This window comes from Micromonospora sp. NPDC047465, assembly GCF_040643125.1.
Taxonomy (GTDB): domain Bacteria; phylum Actinomycetota; class Actinomycetes; order Mycobacteriales; family Micromonosporaceae; genus Micromonospora.
On sequence record NZ_JBEYTP010000001.1, the window covers coordinates 394,452 to 416,246 of the forward strand.

At 74.9% G+C, this 21,795-nt stretch carries 25 protein-coding genes; 13 read left to right on the forward strand and 12 right to left on the reverse strand.

Going from position 1 to position 21,795, the window contains the following annotated elements; all coding sequences use genetic code 11:
- Positions 1-5: 5 nt before the first annotated feature.
- The 4 genes from ABZ793_RS01915 to ABZ793_RS01930 form a co-directional block, all read right to left on the reverse strand.
- Positions 6-284 (reverse strand): MoaD/ThiS family protein, encoded by a 279-nt coding sequence (locus ABZ793_RS01915; RefSeq protein WP_357450368.1) that lies wholly within the window; start codon positions 282-284, stop codon positions 6-8.
- Between the two features lie 65 nt (positions 285-349).
- Positions 350-1,363: a GTP 3',8-cyclase MoaA gene (moaA, locus tag ABZ793_RS01920; protein WP_357450371.1), complete on the reverse strand. Its 1,014-nt coding sequence runs from the start codon at positions 1,361-1,363 to the stop codon at positions 350-352.
- Positions 1,360-2,274, reverse strand: coding sequence for a fructosamine kinase family protein (locus ABZ793_RS01925; RefSeq protein WP_357450374.1), 915 nt, complete (start codon positions 2,272-2,274; stop codon positions 1,360-1,362). Before ABZ793_RS01925 ends, moaA begins: the two co-directional genes overlap by 4 nt.
- 17 nt (positions 2,275-2,291) lie before the next feature.
- Positions 2,292-3,683, reverse strand: a complete 1,392-nt coding sequence (locus ABZ793_RS01930) for an MFS transporter (RefSeq protein WP_357450377.1) — start codon at positions 3,681-3,683, stop codon at positions 2,292-2,294.
- Positions 3,684-3,848: 165 nt separating this feature from the next.
- Between ABZ793_RS01930 and ABZ793_RS01935 the strand changes: the two genes are divergently transcribed.
- The 5 genes from ABZ793_RS01935 to ABZ793_RS01955 all read left to right on the forward strand — a co-directional run bounded on the left by ABZ793_RS01935 (position 3,849) and on the right by ABZ793_RS01955 (position 8,888).
- Entirely contained in the window at positions 3,849-4,430 is a 582-nt protein-coding gene (locus ABZ793_RS01935; RefSeq protein ID WP_357450380.1) for an NAD(P)H-dependent oxidoreductase, read from the forward strand.
- 30 nt (positions 4,431-4,460) lie between these two features.
- A complete protein-coding gene (locus tag ABZ793_RS01940) occupies positions 4,461-4,709 on the forward strand; it encodes a DsbA family protein (RefSeq protein WP_357450382.1) in 249 nt (82 codons plus the stop codon).
- A gap of 20 nt (positions 4,710-4,729) precedes the next feature.
- The gene (locus ABZ793_RS01945; protein WP_357450385.1) at positions 4,730-5,056 is read left to right on the forward strand and encodes a DsbA family protein; all 327 of its coding nucleotides are present in this window, start codon (positions 4,730-4,732) and stop codon (positions 5,054-5,056) included.
- 11 nt (positions 5,057-5,067) lie between these two features.
- On the forward strand, positions 5,068-7,758 hold the full coding sequence (locus ABZ793_RS01950) for an AAA family ATPase (RefSeq protein ID WP_357450388.1): 2,691 nt from the start codon (positions 5,068-5,070) through the stop codon (positions 7,756-7,758).
- An 89-nt stretch (positions 7,759-7,847) separates the two neighbouring features.
- Positions 7,848-8,888 (forward strand): DUF4192 domain-containing protein, encoded by a 1,041-nt coding sequence (locus ABZ793_RS01955; protein ID WP_357450391.1) that lies wholly within the window; start codon positions 7,848-7,850, stop codon positions 8,886-8,888.
- 35 nt (positions 8,889-8,923) lie between these two features.
- Here the strand turns inward: ABZ793_RS01955 and ABZ793_RS01960 are convergent, their stop codons facing one another.
- From ABZ793_RS01960 to ABZ793_RS01970, 3 genes are all read right to left on the reverse strand, one after another.
- On the reverse strand, positions 8,924-9,787 hold the full coding sequence (locus ABZ793_RS01960; RefSeq protein WP_357450394.1) for an alpha/beta hydrolase: 864 nt from the start codon (positions 9,785-9,787) through the stop codon (positions 8,924-8,926).
- A gap of 163 nt (positions 9,788-9,950) precedes the next feature.
- Positions 9,951-10,145, reverse strand: a complete 195-nt coding sequence (locus tag ABZ793_RS01965; protein WP_350702536.1) for a DUF397 domain-containing protein — start codon at positions 10,143-10,145, stop codon at positions 9,951-9,953.
- Positions 10,133-10,879, reverse strand: coding sequence for a helix-turn-helix transcriptional regulator (locus tag ABZ793_RS01970; RefSeq protein WP_357450398.1), 747 nt, complete (start codon positions 10,877-10,879; stop codon positions 10,133-10,135). Before ABZ793_RS01970 ends, ABZ793_RS01965 begins: the two co-directional genes overlap by 13 nt.
- 207 nt (positions 10,880-11,086) lie before the next feature.
- On the opposite strand from ABZ793_RS01970, the gene ABZ793_RS01975 reads away from it, so the two are divergent.
- The 3 genes from ABZ793_RS01975 to ABZ793_RS01985 all read left to right on the forward strand — a co-directional run bounded on the left by ABZ793_RS01975 (position 11,087) and on the right by ABZ793_RS01985 (position 12,492).
- Entirely contained in the window at positions 11,087-11,362 is a 276-nt protein-coding gene (locus tag ABZ793_RS01975) for a hypothetical protein (protein ID WP_357450401.1), read from the forward strand.
- Complete coding sequence (locus ABZ793_RS01980) at positions 11,359-11,610, forward strand: flavin reductase (RefSeq protein WP_357450404.1); 252 nt, start codon at positions 11,359-11,361, stop codon at positions 11,608-11,610. Before ABZ793_RS01975 ends, ABZ793_RS01980 begins: the two co-directional genes overlap by 4 nt.
- A gap of 171 nt (positions 11,611-11,781) precedes the next feature.
- Entirely contained in the window at positions 11,782-12,492 is a 711-nt protein-coding gene (locus tag ABZ793_RS01985; RefSeq protein ID WP_357450408.1) for a GAP family protein, read from the forward strand.
- Here the strand turns inward: ABZ793_RS01985 and fdhD are convergent.
- Entirely contained in the window at positions 12,482-13,336 is an 855-nt protein-coding gene (gene fdhD, locus ABZ793_RS01990) for a formate dehydrogenase accessory sulfurtransferase FdhD (protein WP_357450411.1), read from the reverse strand. The two genes, ABZ793_RS01985 and fdhD, sit on opposite strands and share 11 nt — an antisense overlap.
- A gap of 43 nt (positions 13,337-13,379) precedes the next feature.
- On the opposite strand from fdhD, the gene ABZ793_RS01995 reads away from it, so the two are divergent.
- The 3 genes from ABZ793_RS01995 to ABZ793_RS02005 all read left to right on the forward strand — a co-directional run bounded on the left by ABZ793_RS01995 (position 13,380) and on the right by ABZ793_RS02005 (position 15,521).
- Positions 13,380-14,072 (forward strand): NTP transferase domain-containing protein, encoded by a 693-nt coding sequence (locus ABZ793_RS01995; RefSeq protein ID WP_357450414.1) that lies wholly within the window; start codon positions 13,380-13,382, stop codon positions 14,070-14,072.
- Entirely contained in the window at positions 14,069-14,335 is a 267-nt protein-coding gene (locus ABZ793_RS02000; protein ID WP_350702548.1) for a DUF6457 domain-containing protein, read from the forward strand. Before ABZ793_RS01995 ends, ABZ793_RS02000 begins: the two co-directional genes overlap by 4 nt.
- 79 nt (positions 14,336-14,414) lie before the next feature.
- Positions 14,415-15,521: a hypothetical protein gene (locus ABZ793_RS02005; RefSeq protein ID WP_357450417.1), complete on the forward strand. Its 1,107-nt coding sequence runs from the start codon at positions 14,415-14,417 to the stop codon at positions 15,519-15,521.
- Between the two features lie 76 nt (positions 15,522-15,597).
- Here the strand turns inward: ABZ793_RS02005 and ABZ793_RS02010 are convergent, their stop codons facing one another.
- Positions 15,598-17,454, reverse strand: coding sequence for a beta-propeller domain-containing protein (locus ABZ793_RS02010; protein WP_357450420.1), 1,857 nt, complete (start codon positions 17,452-17,454; stop codon positions 15,598-15,600).
- A gap of 127 nt (positions 17,455-17,581) precedes the next feature.
- Positions 17,582-18,040, reverse strand: coding sequence for an Lrp/AsnC family transcriptional regulator (locus ABZ793_RS02015; protein ID WP_350702553.1), 459 nt, complete (start codon positions 18,038-18,040; stop codon positions 17,582-17,584).
- Positions 18,041-18,099: 59 nt separating this feature from the next.
- Here ABZ793_RS02015 and ddaH point away from each other — a divergent pair, with 59 nt between their 5' ends.
- On the forward strand, positions 18,100-18,933 hold the full coding sequence (gene ddaH, locus ABZ793_RS02020) for a dimethylargininase (protein ID WP_357450423.1): 834 nt from the start codon (positions 18,100-18,102) through the stop codon (positions 18,931-18,933).
- Positions 18,934-19,023: 90 nt separating this feature from the next.
- Here ddaH and ABZ793_RS02025 read toward each other — a convergent pair whose 3' ends face one another.
- Together ABZ793_RS02025 and ABZ793_RS02030 are read right to left on the reverse strand one after the other, a co-directional pair.
- The gene (locus tag ABZ793_RS02025) at positions 19,024-20,220 is read right to left on the reverse strand and encodes an ABC transporter substrate-binding protein (RefSeq protein ID WP_357450426.1); all 1,197 of its coding nucleotides are present in this window, start codon (positions 20,218-20,220) and stop codon (positions 19,024-19,026) included.
- 79 nt (positions 20,221-20,299) lie between these two features.
- Positions 20,300-21,097, reverse strand: a complete 798-nt coding sequence (locus ABZ793_RS02030) for an alpha/beta hydrolase (RefSeq protein WP_357450429.1) — start codon at positions 21,095-21,097, stop codon at positions 20,300-20,302.
- Between the two features lie 83 nt (positions 21,098-21,180).
- Here ABZ793_RS02030 and ABZ793_RS02035 point away from each other — a divergent pair, with 83 nt between their 5' ends.
- Entirely contained in the window at positions 21,181-21,783 is a 603-nt protein-coding gene (locus ABZ793_RS02035) for a bacterial proteasome activator family protein (RefSeq protein WP_357450432.1), read from the forward strand.
- Positions 21,784-21,795 lie beyond the last annotated feature (12 nt).

The window sequence follows — 21,795 nt, forward strand, 5'->3', positions numbered from 1 at the left end:
CTCCCTCAGCCGCCCGCGAAGGGGGGCAGGACGTCGATCGTGGCCCCGGCCGGTAGCGGTGCCCGACGATCATGGCAGGTCACACCGTCGACGAGGAAACTCGCCACCCGCAGCACGGCGGCGAGCCGCTCGCCGTGCCGCTCGGCGAGTTCCACGACGAGTTCGTCGAGGCAGCTGCCGCCGGGTGCGGTCTCCTCGGGCCGGCCGGCGGCGGCCCGAGCCCCGGCGAAGTAGCGAACGGTCAGTCGCGCCCCGGCGTCGACCGGGCGTGCCGGTGCTGCCACGGTCCCGTTTCCTCCGCGGACGTCGGCCGCCTCGGCGGCGGCCCGCTGTGCCGGTTCCGCCACGGTCAACCCCCGATCGCGGACATCGGCCGGGCCGGCTGGAGGAAGGTCGGGTCGTCGATGTCGTGCCCGGCCCGCTTGCCCCACATCGCCGTGCGCCAGCGCCGGGCCAGCTCGTCGTCGTCCGCCCCGGCCCGCAGCGCGCCGCGCAGGTCGGCCTCCTCGGTGGCGAAGAGGCAGGTGCGGACCTGTCCGTCGGCGGTGAGCCGGGTGCGGTCGCAGTCACCGCAGAACGGCCGGGTGACGCTGGCGATCACGCCGACCCGCGCGGGGCCGCCGTCGACCAGCCAGGTCTCGGCCGGCGCCGCGCCGCGTTCCGTGGGGTCGGGGGCCAGGGCGAACTCCCGGCGTAGCGAGGCGAGGATCTCGTCGGCGGTGACCATGGTGGCGCGGTCCCAGCCGTGCTGGGCGTCCAGCGGCATCTGCTCGATGAACCGCAGCTCGTAGCCGTGCGTCAGGGCGAAGCGGAGCAGCGCCGGCACCTCGTCGTCGTTGATCCCGCGCATCAGCACCGCGTTGACCTTGACCGGGATCAGCCCGGCGGCGGTGGCTCCGGCGAGCCCGGCCAGCACGTCGGGGAGGCGCCGGCGCCGGGTGAGCCGGGCGAACCGCTCCGGGTCCAGGGTGTCCAGCGAGACGTTCACCCGGTCCAGCCCGGCGGCGCGCAGCGCGGGGGCGAGCCGGTCCAGCCCGATGCCGTTGGTGGTCAGGGAGATCCGGGGACGCGGCTCCAGCGCCGCCACGGCGGCCACGATGCCGACCAGTCCGGGCCGGATCAGCGGCTCCCCGCCGGTGAACCGCACCTCGGTCACCCCGAGCCGCCGCACCGCGACCCCGACCAACCGGACGATCTCGTCGTCGTCGAGCAGTTGCGGGCCCGCCAGCCAGGGCAGCCCGTCGGCCGGCATGCAGTAGGTGCAGCGCAGGTTGCACTTGTCGGTCAGCGACACGCGCAGGTCCCGGGCGACGCGGCCGTACCGGTCGACGAGGACGCCGTCGGTCGGCGGGGCGGCGTTCACCCGTCGACGGTAGCGCGCACCAGCCCGGCCAGCGCCGACCGGGCGGTGCGGACGACCGCATCGCGGTACGCCCCGCCGAACAGGGCGGTGTGCACCAGCATCAGGTGGAGTTGGTGCAGCGGCACCCGCTCCCGCCACCCGTCGGCCGGCGGCCACGCCTCCGCGTACGCGGCGAGGATCCGGTCCAGGTGGGGCGCGCCGCCGAAGAGCGCCAACTGCGCCAGGTCGGTCTCCCGGTGCCCGCCGTGCGCCGCCGGGTCCACCAGCCAGGCCCGGTCGTCGGCCCCCCAGAGCACGTTGCCCGGCCAGAGGTCGCCGTGGACGCGGGCCGGCGGCTCGTCCCCGCCGAACTCGCCGATCCGGTCGACGATCTCCTCGACCAGCCCGGCCTCCGCGCCGGTCAGCGCGCCGCCGTCCACGGAGCGGCGCAGGTAGGGGACCAGCCGGCGCTCGGCGAACCAGCGCGACCACGGGCCGTCGTCCGGCGTGTTGTCCTGCGGGAGGGCCCCGATGAACCCGGCCCACTCGGCCCCGAAGGCCGGCGCTCCGGCCCGGTGCAGCCCCGCCAGTTCCCGGCCGAACCGTTCGGCCGCCTCGGGCGTCGGCTCGCCGGGCTCGACCCAGTCGAGTGCCAGCAGCTCCGGCAGCGCCACGACCACCTCCGGCACCGCGACCGCGCCCGCCTCGCGCAGCCAGCGCAGGCCGGCCGCCTCGGCGGCGAAGAAGCCCTCCGGCAGCGACCGGCCGGACCCCTCCGGCCAGGTCTTGGCGAAGACGGAGTGGCCGTCGTCCAGGGTCAGCCGGGAGGCGGCGCAGATGTCGCCGCCGGAGACGGGCGTCTCCCGGATCCGCTGGTGGGTCAGGAAGGTCGGCAGGTGCTCCGGGTGCGCCCGCAGGTACGCCAGATCCATCTGCGCAAGGTAACCCGTCAGTCGCCGGCACGGGCGGGTACCGGGGCGGGGCTGCGGTGCCGGGCGGCCAGCAGCGCCAGCGCCCCGGCGGCCTGGATCGCCGTGAGCACCACCAGGGCGGTGCGGAAGCCGGCCAGCCCGCCACCGCCGACGGTCCAGCACAGCGCGGCGACCGCGGGCGCGAGGGTTGTCGCGATCATCCGTACCGTGCCGCTGACCCCGCCGGCGGCGCCGGTCGACCCGGTGGGCGCCGCCGCCATGATCGCCGCGATGACCGGGGTGTTGAAGAGGCCGAACCCGATGCCGATCACCGCGACCTGCCATCCGACGTGCACCAGACCGGCGTCGGCCGGGAGCGTCACCGGCAGCAGCGTCGCGCCGGCGACCAGCGCGGCGCCCAGTGCCGCCGCGGGCAGCGCGCCGATCCGGTCGGCGAGCCAGCCGGCGGCCGGCGAGGCGACCGTCATGGCGCCGATGTTGACCAGCAGCAGCATCCCGGTGACCTCCGGGCCCTCGTGCAGGACGTCGGCGAGGAGATACGGCAGGAGGAAGGCCGTCAGCGCGACGTTGAAGCACACCAGGAACAGCCCGAGGACGGTGAACCCGAAGCGGCGACCGCGTACCAGCGCGATGACCGGTCCTGAGGCGGGCAGCCGGGCCCAGGTCAGGCCGAGTACCACGGCGAGCGCGCCGAGCCCGGCGGCCACCGCCGGCCGCGCCGTGATCTCGTCGACCGCGACGAGCACCGCGGCGACCGTGCCGCCCAGCAGCACCACCTCGCGAAGCAGCGGCAGGCCGGGGGCGGGCAGTCCCCGGCCGTCGCGGGGAAACGCCCGCAGGCCCAACCAGAGCGCGACCGCCACGAGGGGGAGCTTCAGCAGGAACACCGCGCGCCAGCCGAGGGCGCCGGCGACCAGCCCGCCGAGCGACGCGCCGGCCATCCCGCCGACGGTCATGATGGTCACCACCGTGCTGATCGCGCGGGCCCGCTGGTCCGCCCGCACGGCCGCGGCGATCACCGGCAGGTAGACCGCCAGGGTGAGCCCGCCGGTGACGCCCTGGAGCAGGCGTACGGCCAGCAGCACCCACATCGCCGGTGCGAGGGCGGCGAGCACGCTGGTGATCCCGATGCCGGCCATGGACACGACGAAGATCAGTCGGGGGTCGGCCTGGTCGGCCCAGCGGCCGGCCGGGATGGAGATCGCGGCCATCGGGAGCGCGTACGCCAGCAACACCCAGGTGGTGGCCGCCGGGTCGGCTCCCAGCTCGGAGCCGATCGAGGGCAGCACCACGCCGGCGATGCTCAGCTCGGAGGTCACCACGAGCATGGCGAGGGCCACGGCGGCGACCGGGGCCCAGCGGGTGCGGACGACGGGCGGCTGCTGCTGCGGCGCGTGTGTGGCGGTCATGGGCGCCGACGGTAGGGACGCGGACGTCCGTCGGGCATCTGTCGAACGACCGTACCGGCCACCGGGGCCGCGGCCCGGATCGTGACCGGTCGGTTGACAGATGGCGGGGCGCCGCCGGCTGCCTAGCGTGGTCGGCACACACCCGATCGACCTGGGAGAACATCCATGACCACGCAGCAGTTGCGTCTCGCCGTCATCGTGGCCAGCACCCGGGAGGGGCGCTTCGGCCCGGTGGTGGCCACCTGGTTCGTCGACCAGGCGCGCCAGCACGGCGGCTTCGACGTCGACGTGATCGACCTGGCCGAGGTCGACCTGCCGGCGACGCTCACCGCGTTCGGCGCGCCGCAGCCGGCGGTGGTCGACGCGCTCGCGCCGCGGCTGGCCGCCGCCGACGCCTTCGTGGTGGTCACGCCGGAGTACAACCACAGCTACCCGGCCTCGATCAAGGCCGCGATCGACTGGTACCGCGACGAGTGGCGCGCGAAGCCGGTGGGCTTCGTCTCCTACGGCGGGGTCTCCGGCGGCCTGCGCGCCGTGGAGCACCTGCGGCAGGTCTTCGCCGAGGTACACGCCACGACCGTGCGGGACACGGTCAGCTTCCACGGCTGCTGGGACAGGTTTGACGAGTCCGGGACGCCGGTGGAGCCGCAGGGCTGCAACAACGCCGCCAAGACCGTCCTGGACCAGCTCGGCTGGTGGGGCCGGGCGCTGCGGGAGGCCCGCGAGCGCGCCCCGTACACGGCCTGACCCGGGGACGACGGAGAGAAGGAGCGGACGATGGACGTGGAGTTCGTCTTCGACGTGCCGTGCGTGTGGTCGTGCTTCGCCTACGCCCGGTTCCAGCGTGCGGCGGCCCGGATCCGGGCCGGGGGCGGGGAGGTGACCGTACGGTTCCGGCCATTCCAGTTGGACCCGCGCGCCACGGCCGACGGCGAACCGAAGATCGACGTGCTGCGCCGAGCCTTCGGGGCGGGGCGGACGACGCCGTCGCCGGCATCGAGTCGAAGGCGGCGAGCGAGGGGCTGACGTTCCGGCACCGCCACGCGGTGTGGTCCGACACGCTGCCCGCGCACCGCCTGATCGCGGTGGCCGCCCGGCAGGGGCGGGGCGAGGCGATGGTGGAGCGGCTGTTCCGCGCCCACCACACCGACGAACTCAACGTCGCCGACCCGGCCACGCTGCGCCGGCTCGCCGGCGAGGTGGGCGTCGCCTGGCAGGACGGTGGCGACGACGACGTACGCGCCGCACTCGCCCGGGTGCGCGCCGAGGGCGTACGCGGGGTGCCGGTGTTCCGGATCGCCGGCCGTACGCTCAACGGCGCGCTGTCGGAGGAGACGCTTCACCAGGCGATGAGCGCGACGATGGCCGCGTAGCCTTGACTCCCGTGCTGCACGGCCGGACCGAGGAGATCGCCCGGATCGATGCCCTGCTCGGGCAGGTTCGGTCCGGGCGCAGCGGGGTGCTCGTCCTGCGCGGTGAGGCCGGGATCGGCAAGTCCGCGCTGCTCGACCACGCCGCGCACCTGGCCGGCGACATGCGGGTGCTGCGCACCGACGGGATCGAGTCGGAGGCGGGCTTCCCCTATGCCGGGCTGCACCTGCTGCTCGGCCGGGAGACCGACCGGCTGGACGCCCTGCCCGCCCCCCAAGCCCGGGCGCTGCGGGCGGCGCTCGGCCAGGAGACCGGCGGCGACGCGAACCGGTTCCTGGTCGGGCTGGCCGTGCTGACCCTGCTGGCCGAGTTGGCCGAGGAACGCCCGCTGCTCTGCCTGGTCGACGACGCGCACTGGCTCGACGCGGCCTCGGCAGAGGCGCTGCTCTTCGCCGTGCGTCGGCTTGACGCCGAGGCGATCGCGGTGGTCGTCGCGGTCCGCGCCGACGAGCCGTCCCCGTTCGACCCGGTCGGCCTGCCGGAGCTGCCGATCGGGCCGCTGGACGAGGCGGCGGCCGCCGCCCTGGTCGCGCAACGGCCGGAGCCGGTGCCCGGCTACCTCCGGTCGGACCTGCTCACCGAGGCGCAGGGCAACCCGCTCGCCCTGCTGGAACTGCCCCTGGACGGCGAGCCGCGGCGCGTGCCGTCCTCGCGTTACCAGCGGCTTCACCAGGTCTTCGCCGAGCGGGTGCGGCGGCTGCCCGAGGCGACCCGGCGGCTGCTCGGCGTCGCCGCCGACGCGTCCACCGCCGACGCCGCCGTGGTGCTCCCGGCCGCCGAACGCCTCGGCTGCACCCGGGACGACCTGACCCCCGCCGAGCAGGCGCAGCTCGTGCGGCTGGTGGAGGGCCGGCTGGTGTTCCGCCACCCGCTGGTGCGTACGGCGCTGCGGGAGACCGCGGAAGCCGGCAGCCGGATGGCGGCGCACGAGGCGCTCGCGGCGGTCTACGCGGCCCGGGGCGACGTCTGCTCGTACGCCTGGCACCGGTCGGCGATGGCCATCGGCCCGGACGAGGAGGCGGCGCAGGCCCTGGAGGCCGCCGCCCGGAGCGGGTCGCCCCGGGTGAGCGCTGCGGTCTCGGCGATGTGCGAGCGGGCCGCCGCGCTCACCGCGGACCGGGCCCGGCGCGGGCAACGGCTGACCACGGCGGCGGAGGCGGCCGCCGACGCCGGCCAGCTGGATCGGGCCGCGGCGCTGGCCGACCAGGCCGCCGACTACGTCACCGATCCCGTGCAACTGGCCGACATCGCCCTGGTCCGCGCCACCGTGCTGGACTCGCGGGACCGCCCGAAGGAGGCCCACCGCCTGCTTTCCGACGCCGCCGTGGCGGTGGCCTCCCTCGACCCGCGCCGGGCCGGTCACCTGCTCTTCCGCGCCGGCCGGGCGGCCGCCAACGCGGGCGACTTCGGCGCGCTGGACCGCACCGCCGCCCGGGCCGAGGAGTTGGGCGTGCCCAGCGCACACCTCGTCAGCGCGCTGTCCCGGGTCTTCGCCGCGCAGAACGCCCTCTCCGACGCCTCGGTCGGGCCGCTGCGGGTGCTAGTCGAGGAGACGACCGGCTGCGCGCAGCACCTGGAGCTGCTCGACATCGGGTGGTGGCACCTGATGCTGGCCGACCTCGACAGCGCGCACGACATCGCGGCGCGACTGGCCGACACGGCCCGTCAGCAGGGCGCCGCCGGCCTGCTCGCCTCGGTGCTCCCGCTGCTCGCCCGCACCCAGCTCATGTCCGGCTGGCACGACGACGCGGAGGCCAACGCCACGGAGGGCCTGCGGATCGCGGCGGACACCGGGCAGCGCCGGCACGCGGTCTACCTGAACACCGTGCTGGCCGCCCTGGCCGCCGTCCGGGGTGACGAAGAGCGGTGCGTCGAGCTGACCGCGGAACCGATAGCGCGGGGTGTGACGCCGGGCAACGTCCACGCGGCGGGCGCGCTGAGCCTGCTGGACCTGGGCCTCGGCCGGTACGAGGCGGCCTTCGGCCGGCTCTCCGGGATGCTGGCAGCGCGGCACCGTGGCGGCGCGATGGCCAGCCTTCCCGACCTGGTGGAGGCCGCGGTACGGGTGAATCGGCCGGCGGACGGGCTCCCCGCTGCCCGGCAGTACGCCGAATGGGCCGCGCACGTCCGCCAGCCGTGGACGCGGGCGGTCGCGCTGCGGTGCCAGGCACTGCTGGACGGCAACGCCGACGACCGGTACGCCCAGGCGGTGGCGCTGCACCGGCAGGGCGGCCCACCGTTCGAACGGGCCCGCACCGAGCTGCTCCACGGCGAGTGGTTGCGCCGGGCGCGCCGGATCAGCGAGGCGCGGATCGTGCTGCACTCGGCGCTGGAGATCTTCGACCGGCTCCGGGCCCGGCCCTGGAGCGCGCGGGCGCGTGCCGAACTGCGCGCCGCCGGGGAGAGCGTCCGGGCCGCCGACACGGGTGCCGTGCAGCGGTTGACCCCGCAGGAACACCAGGTGGTGCAGCTGGCCGCCCGAGGGCTGAGCAACCGGGAGATCGGCGCACAGCTCTTCCTGAGCCCACGCACGGTCGGCTACCACCTCTACAAGGCGTACCCCAAGCTGGGCGTCGGCTCCCGCAGCGAGCTGGCGTCCCTGGTGGCGGACCAGCCCGACCCGCGTCGGGGCGTGAGCGCCTGAGCTGGTGCGACACGCTCCGTGTCTGTGGATAACCCGCGTGTCGTCCACAGGGGCTGCCGGCGGCTTCGCCCGCGCCGCAGGCTCCTGCCATGACCTCGACCGACCGCCCCCGGCTCGCCGTCCGTTCCCCTGCCGACCTCATCGCCGCCGTGCCCTACCTGCTCGGCTTCCACCCGGCCGACAGCGTGGTCGTGGTCGCCATGCGGGGCCGCCGGATCACCTTCGCCGCCCGCGCCGACCTGCCCGACCTGGCAGACCCGCACGATCCCGTCCGGCACCTCGCCGACGTCATCGCCCGGCAGGGCGTCGAGACCGCCACGGTCCTGGGTTACGGCCCGGCCGCCCGGGTCACCCCCGCCGTCGACGCCGTGCGCGCCGCGCTGGCCGTGGCCGGGCTGCCCGTGCTCGACGCCCTCCGCGTCACCGAGGGCCGCTACTGGTCGTACGTCTGCACGGAGCCGGAGTGCTGCCCGCCGGAGGGCACCCGCTTCGACGCCGGGGCCAGCGAGGTCAGCGCGGCGGCCGTCTTCGCCGGCCAGGTCGCCCTGCCCGACCGGGCCGCCCTCGTCGCGCAGGTCGCCCCGGTCGACGGCCCGGGCCGGGTGGCGATGCGCCGGGCCGCCGTCCGCGCCGAGCGGCGCCTGGCGGCCCTGCTCGACAAGACGCCCCCGGCGGAGCTGCGCGACGGGCGGGCGGTCCGGGCCGCCGGGGTGGCGGCGGTACGTGGCGCGTTGCGCCGGCACCGGCGGGGGCAGCGGCTCGGCGACGACGAGGTGGCCTGGCTGAGCCTGCTGCTGACCCACGTCACCGTCCGGGACCACGCGTGGGAGCGCACGGACGGGCGGGACGAGGACATCGCGCTCTGGACCGACGTGCTGCGCCGGGCCGGGCCGGAGCTGATCGCCGCGCCGGCGGCGCTGCTGGCGTTCGCGGCCTGGCGGGCGGGGCAGGGGGCACTGGCGGCGGTGGCCCTGGAACGGGCGCTGGCCGAGCACCCCGACCACTCGCTGGCGCTGCTCCTCGACGACCTGCTCCGCCGGGGCGTGCCACCGTCCGCGTTGGACGGCTGGCCGGCGGTCGAAGTGCCCGGCGTGCTACGCCGCAGGCGCACCCGTCGGGGCCCCCGCTGACCCGCCGGTGCCGGGCCGACGCATGCCGGCCCGGGTCATCCCCGGGCGGGGAGCCGCCGGTCGAGCCAGGAGAGCAGGACCTGCTCGTACTGCGGGCTGACTCCGGCCCCGTCCACGGTGGGCGCGTGGTCGCAGCCGGTCAGCCGGGCGACAGTCAGCTCGGCGGCGCGGGCGGCCCGGCGCCACACCGCCAGACTCTCCTCGATCGGCGTCCAGGCGTCGGTCTCGCCGTAGCAGAGCAGCACCGGGCAGGACAGCTCCGCGAAGACCGGCTCCGGGTCGAAGTCCATGTCGGCCCAGGCACCCGGCTCCGGCACTTCACGTGGCAGGTACACCAGCGGAAACCAGGGCCGCTCGACGGCCGCGTCCAGCTCCGCCTGGGCGACCGAGCGGGGCAGCCCGCCGCGCAGGTACGTCTCCGCGACCCGACGCAGCCGGCTCAGGTGGGCGAGGTCGGCGTCGCCGTACCCGTGACGGCGAAGCTGCTCGGCGGTGGCGTACCGCATCTGCCGGGCGGGGCTGACGCCGCTGCACCCGACGAGCACGAGGAAGTCGACCCGGTGCCGGCTGGCGGTCAACGCGGCCGCCCAAGCCCCCTGGCTGAACCCCCACAGCCCGACGGGGGCGTCGCCGACCTGCCGGCGCAGCACGTCGAGGGCCGCCGCCGCGTCGTCGGCCTGAGCGGTCAGCGGCACGTCGTGACCGTCGACCCGGGGGCGCCGGTCGTAGCGCAGCACCGCGATGCCGGCCGGCGGCAGCAGCCGGGCCAGGTGCTCGTAGAGGAAGTGGGACCGCGTGCCGGCGTGGGAGCCGTGCAGCACGGCGAGGGCTCCCCGGGCCGGCCCGGCCGGAAGGTCCAGGATGGCCGGAAGTTGCTGCTCGCCGACGCCCAGCTCCACGCCGGGCAGTCAACCACGGACCGGCCGCGTCCGTCTCGCCCGTCGTGCCCGCCCGGAGCGGCAGCATGCCGACAGGACGTCGTGCGGCCGGCCGCCACACCGTTTCGTCCCGGCGACGACGGTCTCGGTTCGCCCCGTGCGGAGACGTCGCATGCGGGGGCGGTCAGGCCCGTTCGGCGACCCGAGCAACGAATGCGCGCCACGCCGCTGGCCCGAAGGTGAGGGCCGGGCCGGCCGGGTCCTTCGAGTCGCGTACGGCGACGACGCCAGGAAGGTTGTCGGCGACCTCGACGCAGTTGCCGCCGTTCGAGCTGCTGCGGGTGGCCTTGCGCCACCGCGCGCCGGTCAGGTCAGCCATGATCTTGCCTCTAGGAAGTCGATGGATTGGTTTCGCGGGAGCGCGACCGATCTCACGGTATCCCACACGGCCCAGAGCGGAGCAACGTCATTAGTGATGCGTCCAGTTGCCTGATCATCCAGGTAGCCGACGTCCTCGCCGTCCCTCGTCGTGGCAATCACGAACGGCCCCGCCTGGCCTGGGTGGAGGCCCGCGTCCAGCGGAAGGACATGCACCATGACGTTAGGCCGTTCGGCCATCGCTGCCAGGTGGTCGAGCTGCGGCACCATGACTGCCGGCGCGCCTCGGCGCAACGCTGCCTCATCGATCACGAAGACCGCCAGGGGCGGGCGGGGCCGCTCAAACACCGCAGCCTGCCGCCGTAGCCGCGTCTCGACGTAGCCGTCTGCGTCGGCTATCAGGGGACCACTCGCGAGCACCGCGCGGGCATAGGCCTCGGTCTGGAGCAGTCCGGGAATGACGGTCGACTCATAGCACCGCAGCCCAGCCGCTTCGCGCTCGATGTCCGTCCATGGCTGGAACCAGGCCGGCTCGCGGCGCTTCAGGGCGTCCGGCCAAAGCTCCTCTATGTCCTTGTTCAGGATCTCGGCGACGCGGGCACGGTGACGGGTCTGCGGAATTCGTCCCTGGCTCACCCACCGCGCCGCCGTCTTCGGGTCAACGCCGACTTGAGCTGCAAGGCTCTCGGCAGTCTCACCGGCCTTCGCCATCGCTACCTGTACCGCCCGGTTCATCCCCATCCCTCACTCGAACGTCCCGAATGATTCCGGTACAGACTGCTACGCGGTGTCACTGTCTGGCAACCCTCGGCAAGGTGCTGTGTAGACGGCGCGAGCCGGTGGAGGCACCCGAAGCCCGCCGGTCGTGCCGGCGAGGGGGCCGCCGCCGGGCGAGCATCCGTGGCGGCCCCCTCCTCCAGCCGACGGACGAAGGGAAAGACGGTGAGCCCGCGAGAGATCACCTCCGGCGACGTCCTGTGCCTGACCCGATCCGCGAGCCCGCAGTTCGTCCGCCCGATCACCGTGCGTGTGATCCGTGTCCTGACCGACTGGCACACGTACCACGGATGGTGCTGGATCGACGTCTACGAGCTGAACGCGCGCGGCGACGCCGTGGACCGGCGCTCGCTGTACGTGCGGCGCGAGGGGGTGCGTTGGCGTACGACGCTCCCGGCCGCTGTCCCGGCCCGCCGCCCGCGTGTGCAGGTGACGGCGTGAGTCGGCGGCGCCCCGAGCACCTGCCCACCCGGCCCACCTGGCGCTGCGCGGCCTGCGGGATCGCCTGGCCGTGTTCCGCCGCGAAGTTGCGGCTGCTCGCCGAGTACCGGACGGACCGGGCGGCCCTGCTGGTTCACCTGGCGACCCTCCAGGCGGAGGCGGGCGAACAGCTCGCGGCGTCGGACCGCGCCCCGGCACCGGGCGACCTGACCGAGCGCTTCACCGGGTGGGCGCGGGCCCGCGGTTAGCCGGTACGCGGGCGGTCTCATGGACGGGGCAGCTCGACAGCGTTCCACCACCACCCACCCGAACACGGGCATCCGTCGAAGGATGTAGCCGACGTTCGTCCCGCGGGGCGACTCGACCGGTCCCGGACCGCCCGACAATCGATCACATGCCGCTACCCTCGACCGTCCGGCATGAGCGTCGGACTGCTGCTTTCGCTCGCCGGCCTGGCCCTGGTCGACAGCACCAGCATCGGCACGCTCTTCATCCCGGTGTGGCTGCTGCTCGCCCCCGGCAAGGTCAGCGTCCGGCGGATCCTGACCTACCTCGGCACGATCGCCACCTTCTACTTCGCGGTCGGGCTGCTACTGGTCTGGGGCGGCAGCCGGCTGGCCGACGCGCTCGGTGGCGCGCTGGACAACCGGCCCGTGCTCTGGGCGCAGCTCGCCCTCGGGGTCGGCCTGTTCGTGCTCAGCTTCCGCTACGACGGCAAGCGGCCCCGGCGCAGCGGCGGGGTGCTGCGCTGGCGGGACCGGGCCACGGCCGGCGACTCCTCGCCGCGCTGGCTGGTCGGCCTGGCGCTGCTCGCGGCGCTCGCCGAGGTGGCGACGATGCTGCCGTACCTCGGCGCGGTCGGCCTGCTGACCACCTCGGGGCTCGGCGCGGGGGCCGTGGTGGGGCTGCTCGCCGCCTACTGCCTGGTGATGGTGCTGCCGGCGGTGCTGCTGCTGGCGGCCCGGGTGGCCGGGCCGAGGCTGGTCGAGCCGCTGCTGGCCCGCCTCAACGCCTGGATCGTGCGGACCTCCGGCAGCATGCTGGGCTGGGTCCTCGGCATCGCCGGCTTCCTGCTGGCCCGGGACGCCGCCGCCCGGTTGGAACTGCTCGGCACGTGGATCAGGCTTTGATCCGGCGGGGATGGGCGTAGACGTTCATGGTCCGGTCGCGCAGGAAGCCCACCAGGGTCAGCCCCGCCTCCTCGGCCAGGTCCGCCGCCAGGCTGCTCGGCGCGGAGACCGCCGCGAGCAGCGGCACGCCGGCCATCCACGCCTTCTGGGTCAGTTCGAAGCTCGCCCGCCCGGAGACCAGCAGCACGTGCCCGGCCAGCGGCAGCCGCCGCTCGCGGACCGCCCAACCGATCACCTTGTCGACCGCGTTGTGCCGGCCGACGTCCTCGCGCAGCACGACCAGCTCGCCGTCCGCCGTGAACAGGGCCGCCGCGTGCAGCCCGCCGGTGCGGTCGAACCCGCGCTGCGCCGCCCGCAGCCGGTCCGGCAGCTCGACCAGGACCGCTGCCGGCACGGTCAGCGGGTCGTCACCCACCGCGAAGACGGATCGGGTACGCACGGCGTCGATGCTCGCCTTGCCGCACACCCCGCAGGAGCTGGTGGTGTAGAAGTTCCGGGCCGGGTCGGTGGCGGGCTCGGGCACACCGGGCGCGAGCACCACGTCCACCACGTTGTACGTGTTGGGCGTCTCCGCGCCGGCGCAGAGCTGCGCGGTGTGCACGTCGTCGGCGGCACGGATCAGCCCCTCGGTGAGCAGGAAGCCGATCGCCAGGTCCAGATCCTCGCCGGGCGTACGCATGGTCACCGCGAGCGGCCGTCGCCGGCCGGGGCCCGCCGCACCGACCCGGATCTCCAGCGGCTCCTCCACGGCGAGGGCATCCTGCCGGCGTAGCGAGGTGCGGCCGGTGTCCGCCGCGTCGAGGTCGACGCGGAGCACACCGCGTCGGTCAGTCGCCCGTCCCATCCCGCCATCCTGCACCCCGCCCCCGCGCGGCTACCGTGGCGGGGTGGACGACGCGTACGCGGCGGTGGTGCTGGCCGGCGGGGCTGCCCGCCGGATGGGCGGCGTGGACAAGCCCGCCCGGGTAATCGGCGGCCGGCCCATGCGGGACCGGGTGCTGGCCGCCGTCGCCGACGCCGCCCCGCGCATCGTGGTCGGCCCGCCCGGGCCGGTGCCCGCCGGGGTGCGGGTGACCCGGGAGGAGCCGCCGGGCGGGGGTCCCGTCGCCGCCGCCGCGGCCGGGCTGGCCCTGCTCGACCCCGGTACGCCGGTGGTCGCACTGCTCGCCGCCGACCTGCCCCTGCTCACCCGTGCCGCCGTCGGCGGGCTGCTCGACCGGCTCGACGCCGATCACGACGGCGCCTGCTACGTCGACCAGGACGGGCGGCGGCAGACGCTCTGCGGGGTGTGGCGGGTGGCCCCGCTGCGCGCCGCCCTGGACCGCCTCGCCGCCGAGCGGGCCGCCCCTGAGCCGGCCACCGCCCTTGAGCCGGCCACCGCCCTTGAGCCGGCCACCGCGCCTGAGCCGGCCACCCGTGCCGGGCGGGGCGGTGCCGCGTCGCTGGCCGGGGCGCCGATCCGGGCCCTGCTGGCCGGGCTGCGGGTCCGCGAGGTGCCGTGGACCGGTGCCGGCCCGCCGCCCTGGTTCGACTGCGACACTGACGAGGACGTACGCCGGGCGGAGGAGTGGGCGCGATGACGGTGATGGACGACTGGGTGACGGCGGCCTGTGCCGAGCTGGGCCTTGACCCCGCCCAGGTGCCGGTGCCGGCCGTGCTCGACCTGGCCAAGGACGTGGCGCACCAGGTGCTGCGGCCGGGCGCGCCCGTCACCGCGTACCTCCTCGGGCTGGCGGTCGGCCGGGGCGCGGACCCGGCGGGCGCTGCGGCCCGGCTCAGCGCGCTGGCCGCCTCGTGGCCGGTCGAACTGGGCGCCGAACGCGCCGGCGAGGGCCCCGCCTGAGGTCGTTGTCCGATCGCTGTCGGGCTGATTCGTCCCCCAGGATCCGTGGGTAGGGTGACCTGGACGGACGGAGGCGATCATGACGGCAGACCACCCCTCGGCGCCGAACGGTGACACGCCCGGCACCCTGCCGGCACACCACGAGCCGATCCTGCTCGACGAGCCCACCACGGCCGACCTGCGGGCGAAGGTGACCCAGGCGTGGCGGGAGTTCGCGCGGGCGTTGGCCGAGCGGCTGGCGGCGCTGCCGACGGGCACGCACGTCGAGCTGACGCTCGACCCCACCGCCTCCGGCACCGGCGACGCGGTCTACTCCGTCAGCGTCGACGTCGGCGAGGAGGGCCGGCTGGCGGCCCGCGCGGTCGGCAACGCCACCCTGCCGCAGGGCTACCGGCTGGACCGGGCCGCGGTGGCGGACATGATCGCCCTCGGGTGGTCGCCGCCCGGCGTGGTGGCGGGCTCCGGCGAGCACTTCGGGCTGGACGGCAACACCACCGACGCCACCCGGCTGGCGGCCCTGATCACCCGGACGCTGCGCGACGTCTACGGCGCCCCGCACCCCGCCTTCCTCGTCTACCTGATCCACGACGCCGAGGGGGAGCCGCTGCCGGTGGAGCCGCTGGGCACCGCGCGCAGCGAGTTCGGCCCGGACCGCGACGTGGAGGCCGACCTGGACGAGGCGCTCGCCGCGGCGACCGCCGCCCAGGCCCCGGAGGGCGACGTGGCCGCGCTCGCCGAGCGGGTCCGCACGGTCGTCTCGACCATGCTCAAGTCGGACTCGGACCGGTTGCAGGTCGACTCCGACGGCGACATCAACATCCGCGCCGGCTCGGCGATGGTCTTCGTCCGGGTCCGCGACAACCCGCCGCTGGTGGACGTCTTCTCCCCGGTGCTCACCGAGGTCGAGCCCACCGAGCGGCTCTACGTGAAGCTCTCCGAGCTGACCAACCGGATGCCCATCGGCCGGCTCTACTGCGCCGACGACACCGTGTGGGCGTCCATCCCGGTCTTCGGCCGCAACTTCCAGGCCACCCACCTGATGCTCGCCGTGCAGGTGATGACGGGGCTCGCGGACGAGCTGGACGACCGGCTGCACGGCGAGTTCGGCGGGAAGCGCTTCTTCGGCGAGGGCGACAAGGCGGTCAGGCGTGACCAGGGTGAGCACCGCACCGGCATGTACCTCTGACCGGAGCCTCCTCGGCTGAGACGGGTGGGGCCCGGAAACCCCGAGAAACCGGGCCCCACCCGCCGGGGAGGGAGAATCAGGTCACAGGGAGCCAGTCGAGGCTCCGGGCGGTGGTCGGATCGGTGGCGCGCAGGCCGGCGTCGGAGACGGTCCAGAGCACGTCACTCACCAGCAACGACCGGGTCACCGCGCCCGCCCCGCCGGGGTGGGACACCGTGCCGACCTCGCCGATGTCGCTCCCGGTGACCCGCAGCAGGCGTACGTCGTCGCCGACCGGGAGGGCGACCAGGCCGGTCTCCGGGCGGTGCAGGAAGGCGTGCGAGTCGTACTCCAGCGCGGAGTACTGCCCGGGCACGTGCCACTGGTCGAGCCGGGCCGGCCGGGCCGGGTCGCGGACGTCGAACAGGGAGACCTGGAGCCCCTGCGTCCGCCCCCGTCGGTCGGCCTCCTGGCCCACGCCGAGCAGCCGCCCGTCCGGCAGCGGGTGCAGGTACGCCGAGTACCCGGTGATCTTCAGCTCGCCGGTGACCCGGGGCGCGGTCGGGTCGGCCAGGTCGACCGCGTAGAGCGGGTCGGTCCGCCGGAACGTGACCACGTACGCGGAGCCGCCGAGGAAGCGTACGGACCAGATCCGCTCACCCGGGCCGAGGCCGGTGACCGCGCCGACCCGGGTCAGCGCGTCGCCGTCCCGGCGCAGCACGTGCACGCCGGACTCGGAGGTCGGGCGGGCGCCCCAGGGATTGCCGGTGGTGGTGGCGACCCGCAGGTGCCCCTGCCACTCCGAGAGGGCGTACTGGTTGACGAGCGACCCCGGCACGGCGCCGGCGGCGAGGTAGCGGGGACGCCCCGGCGCGCCGGTGTCGAACTGGTAGATCTCGGTGACCTGTGCGCCCGCCGGCCGGTCCCGGCGCGGCCCGGCGGGCCAACCCGTGACCGGGCGTTTGCCCGCGAGGTAGAGGTTCGGGCCGGTGCCGTAGACCGTGGTCGCGTCGGCGGCGACGGTGACCGGGTCGCCGTCGCCGAGCCGGTCGGCGGCCAGGTCGAAGCTCAGCACCGTCAACATCGACGTGCCGGACCAGGTGGGCGGGCGGCTCAGCCGGTCGCAGCCGACCCGCCCGGTGTGCCGCTGGGCGCCGGCCGTCCACTCGTACGCCGGCAGCCACGCCTCCACCCCGGCCTGGTCGATGACCGCCCGGTTCGCCGCCGTCCGCGTCGCGTCGGTGCCGCGCTTCGCGTACGGGAACTCCAGCCGGGGCCGGGTGCGGACGACGACCCGCGCGGTGGACCCGGTCTGCCGGGCGTCGACCAGGCTCCCGTCCATGCGGTAGGTGCCGAGCACCCGCGGCGGGCCCGCGAGGTCGACCAGGATCAGCCGCGGTACGCCGGCGATCCGCGACCCGGCGAACTCCCTGGCCCCGCCGGCGCCCACCTGGGCCAGCACCAGTGCCCGGTCGCCGTGCAGCAGCAGGCTCTGCTGCCCCCACCCCAGCTCCGGCAGCGCCCCGGTGAGGTCGACCCGCCCGGTCTCCCGCCGGGCGGCCGGGTCCACCACCCGCAGCAGCCCCCGGCTGACCGTCACGATCCGCCGGCCGTCGGTCTTGACCAGGTCGGGCTCGTCCGCGCCGGCCTCGTGGTTGTTGGTGGTGGAGTGCTCGGGGGCGGCTGCGGCCTCCGCCCGCGCGGCGTCCGGGACCGCGCTGAGGGCGACCCCCGTGCGCCAGCCGCCGCCGAATCCCCCCGGGCCGACGGACGCGCGGGCGGCGGCCCGCAGCCCGGCCAGCGCGTCGGCGCAGGAGTCGAAGGAGACCAGCACCGGCGCGGCCGGCAGGTGCCGTGGCGGCGGATCGCCGGGCAGCGGCGGAATCGCGCTCCCGCCGAGCAGGGTGAGGGCGGCCAGCGTGCCGGCCGCCAGGATGTGTGCTCCCCGTCTCATGGCCGGTTCGACGCGGCCGCGCGGCGTGTGGTTCCGACCCGCCCGGACCTTCCGCGCCGCAGTTCGTGACCGGCGGCAAGGGCGACCACCGGCACTTTCCGCCGCGCCCCGGGCCCGGTCGGCGCGGTCAGCCGCCGGAGGGCCCGACGCCGGGGGACTCGACCAGTCGGGAGAGCACGATCGTGCTGCGGGTGGAGGTCACGAAGGGCTCGGCCCGCAGCCGCTCCAGCGCCGCCTCCAGGTGCGCGATGTCGGCGGCCCGCAGGTGGACGAGCGCGTCGGCCTCGCCGGAGACCGTGTACGCGCCGACCACCTCCGGGTGCCGGCGGGTGGCGACCCCGATCTGGGCCGGGGTGGTCCGGCCCGCGCAGAACAGCTCGACGAATGCCTCGGTGGTCCAGCCGACGGCCGCCGGGTCGACGACCGCCGTGAAGCCCCGGATCACCCCGGCGGCCCGCAGCCGGTCCACCCGTCTCTTGACCGCCGGGGCGGAGAGTGACACCCGTTGTCCGATGTCCGCGTACGAGGCGCGGGCGTCCGCGACGAGCAACGCAATGATCCGCTGGTCTACGGCATCTATCTGCAACGTTCCGCCTCTGGGAAGCAATGGTTGTGGCTGTTACCAAAGTTCAACGGTACCTACCCTTGGTCACCGTGAACCAGCAGCGAGTCCCGCGAAAGCGGACATATCTCATGTGCTCGCCCGAGCACTTCACGGTCGAGTACGCGATCAACCCGTGGATGGACGTCAGCACCCCGGTCGACGCGGAGCTGGCGGTCAAGCAGTGGGACCGGCTGCGGGAGACCCTGGTCGGCCTCGGCCACGAGGTGCACCTGCTCACGCCCGAGCGGGGCCTGCCCGACATGGTCTTCGCGGCCAACGGCGCGTTCGTGGTCGACGGCACCGTCTACGGCGCGCAGTTCAAGCACGAGCAGCGGGCCGCCGAGGCCGCCGCGCACCGGGCGTTCTACGAGTCGCAGGGCTGGCGGTTCATCGCGCCGAGCGAGACGAACGAGGGCGAGGGCGACTTCGCGTACCTGCCCGAGGCGCACGGCGGGCTGGTCCTCGCCGGGCACGGCTTCCGTACCGAGCTGCCGGCCCACGCCGAGGCGCAGGAGGCGCTCGGCCGCCCGGTGGTGTCGCTGCGCCTGGTCGACCCGCGCTTCTACCACCTGGACGTGGCGCTGGCGTCGATCGACGACGAGAACATCGTCTACTACCCGGGCGCCTTCTCGGCGGCCAGCCAGAAGGTGCTCGCCCAGCTCTTCCCCGACGCGGTGGTCGCGGACGACGAGGACGCGCTGGCGTTCGGCCTGAACCTGGTCAGCGACGGGCTCAACGTGGTGCTCAACAGCGCGGCGACCCGGCTGGCCGGGAAGCTGAAGGCGGCCGGCTACCACCCGGTCCCCGTCGAACTGGCCGAGCTGAAGAAGGGCGGCGGCAGCGTGAAGTGCTGCATCGCCGAGCTGCGCCACTGAGCCGAGCCGCGCGAGCTGAGCGAGGCGTACGACGAGGGGGCCGGCCTTCCCGGGCGGGGAGGCCGGCCCCCTCGCGCGTCGTGCGGGCCGTCAGCCGAGCGTGGCCAGCTCCGTGACCAGCACGTTCGACAGCACCTGGCCGTCGAGCTGCACCTCGCGCAGGTACCACTTCTGCTGCGGCGTGCGTGGCTGGTTGAACTGCCACACCCCGCGCGGGCTGTCGATCTGGCCGATCTTGCCGAGCGCCAGGTTGACCTGCTGCGGGTTGGGCGTCACGCCGGCGATCCGGATGGCCTGGTCGAGCACCTGTGCCGCGTCGTACGAGGCCATGGCGTAGGTGGTGGGCGAGGTGCCGTGCTTCTTGCGGTACGCGGAGGCGAACCGCCGGTTGGCGTTGTTGTTCAGGTCGGCCGAGTAGTTGAGGGCGGTCTGGATGCCCGTCGCCTCCTCGGCCTTGACGGCCTCCAGCACGGTGCCCTCGGTGAGGAAGCCCGGGGCGTAGATCTTGCCGGTGAAGCCCTCGGTGCGGAGCTGCTTGATGAACTCGACCGCCGCCGGCCCGGCGTAGAAGCAGAACACGGCGTCGGGCTTGCGGCCCAGCGCCGTGCGGATGTCGGCCCGGTACGCGGACTTCGACGGGTTGGTGAAGACGCCCGTCCAGGTCACCGGGTCCTTGATGCGCGGATCGGACTCGCCGAACTCCTGCTTGAAGCCCCGCACCACGTCCTGGCTGCCGGCGTTCTCCGGCGCGATGATCGCCAGCCGCGCCGAGGATCCCAACTGCTCCCGCAGGTAGCGCCCCAGCGCCCGGCCCGCCTCGTCCAGCACGTACGACGTCCGCCAGATGTAGACGACGCTCTGCAGGCTGGTCGGCGAGGCGTTGGAGCCGATCAGCGGCACCCGGGCCTGCTCGACGGTGTCCCGGATGCCGAACATGACGTTCGAGTCGACCACGCCGGTGAGGGCGAGCACGCCCTGCTTGAGCAGCCCCTCGACGGCGGCCTTGCCGGTCTTCACGCTCTCGCCCTCGTCGGCGGTGAGCAGGGTGACCGGGTGTCCGCCCAGGCCGTTTCCGTTGAGGTCGAGGAAGAGCTGGAAGCCGTTGGTGATCTCGTCGCCGATCGCCTTGAGACCTCCACTGGTGGGCGCGATGAGGCCGATCTTGATCGGGCTTCCGTCGCTGGCCGCTTCGCCCTCGGCGGCATCGGTGCCACAGCCGGCGGCGAGACCCGCCGTTCCGAGCGCGGCCAGCAGTTGGAGTGCCCGCCTGCGGTTCATCTGCGACACCGGGTTCCTTCCAGGGAGCGTTGCAGGGCGGATCGCGCCCCCTCGGCGTTCTACCGGGTCAGCGACGCTGCGTCAATGCTTAGCGATCTTCCAGTAGAGATCGAAGAGCAGCCGTGACCTCCGGCCATGCCGTCGACTCCGGGTCGATGAGCCCGAAATGTTCGCATTCTGGCAGCTCAACGAGGCGGATGTCGCCACCTGCCGCCCGGTCGGCCGCGACGAACTCGCGGCTCATCGCCACCGGCACCTGCTCGTCCAGCGCGCCGTGCATGACTACTGTCCGTGTCGGAATGGGCACCAGTGACCGTGGATCGGCGGCGGCGTACCGGTCGGGGAGGTCGGCCGGGCCGCCGCCCAGCAGCGCGGCCACCGCCCCGGAGTCCAGATCCAGCCGGTACGCCTCGGCGAGGTCCGACACCGGGGCCAGGGCCAGTACGCCGCCGACGGCGGCCGGGGCGGTCGCCGCCACGTACAACGCCAGGTGCCCGCCGGCGGAGTGCCCCACCAGGACCGGCGGCCCGGCGGCGACCCGCCCGGGCAGCGCCTCGGCCGCCAGCCGGGGCAGCTCCGTCACGCCGGTCAGCACGTCGGTCAGCGTCCCGGGCCAGCCGCCGCCCGGCTGCCCCGTCCTGCGGTACTCCACCTGGGCCACCGGGTGGCCGAGCGCGGCCAGCGCGGCGGCCAGCGGGTCGGTGTGCCGCCGGTCGTACTCGGCCCACCAGAAGCCGCCGTGCACCACCACGACCAGCGGCCGGGCCGGACCGGACCCGGCGGGTCGGCGCAGGTCGGCGACATGGTCCGGGTGGTCGCCGTAGGAGACGGTGGCGTCCGGGGCCGGGGCGGGGCGGCTGAGTACGGCGCGCGGGTCGGCGGGCATGGCGCGACCGTAGCGCGGATCACCCGCCGATCCGGCGTCGGGGATCGGTCCCCGGGCGCGGTGTGCCGTGCGGCTGGGTAAAGATGGATCCCATGACCGAAACGCACTCCGCTGGACAGAACGACGAGCCGGGCCAGGACGGCACCGGTCACTCCGGAACGGTGGTGGTGGTCGGCCCGGACGGGCGGCCGGTCGGCACCGTGCAGACCGACGAGGCCGCCGGCGAGGACCCCACCCGACTGGTCGAGCAGCCGGCCAAGGTGATGCGGATCGGCAGCATGATCAAGCAGCTGCTGGAGGAGGTCAAGGCCGCCCCGCTCGACGACGCCAGCCGGCACCGGATGCGGGAGATCCACGAGCGGTCGATCGTCGAGCTCAAGGAGGGGCTCGCCCCCGAGCTGCGGGACGAGCTGGAGCGGATCTCCCTGCCCTTCACCGAGGAGAAGGCACCCAGCGAGAGCGAGCTGCGCATCGCGCACGCCCAGCTCGTCGGCTGGCTGGAGGGCCTCTTCCACGGCATCCAGGCGGCCCTGGTCGCCCAGCAGATGGCCGCCCGGGTCCAGCTCGAACAGATGCGTTCGGGCCGGCAGGCGCTGCCCAGCGGCCCCGGCGGCGTGATGCCGGGCATGCCGGGCATGGGCCAGCCGCAGGGCGGCGAGGGGCACAGCACCGGCCAGTACCTCTGAGCGTGACGGCCG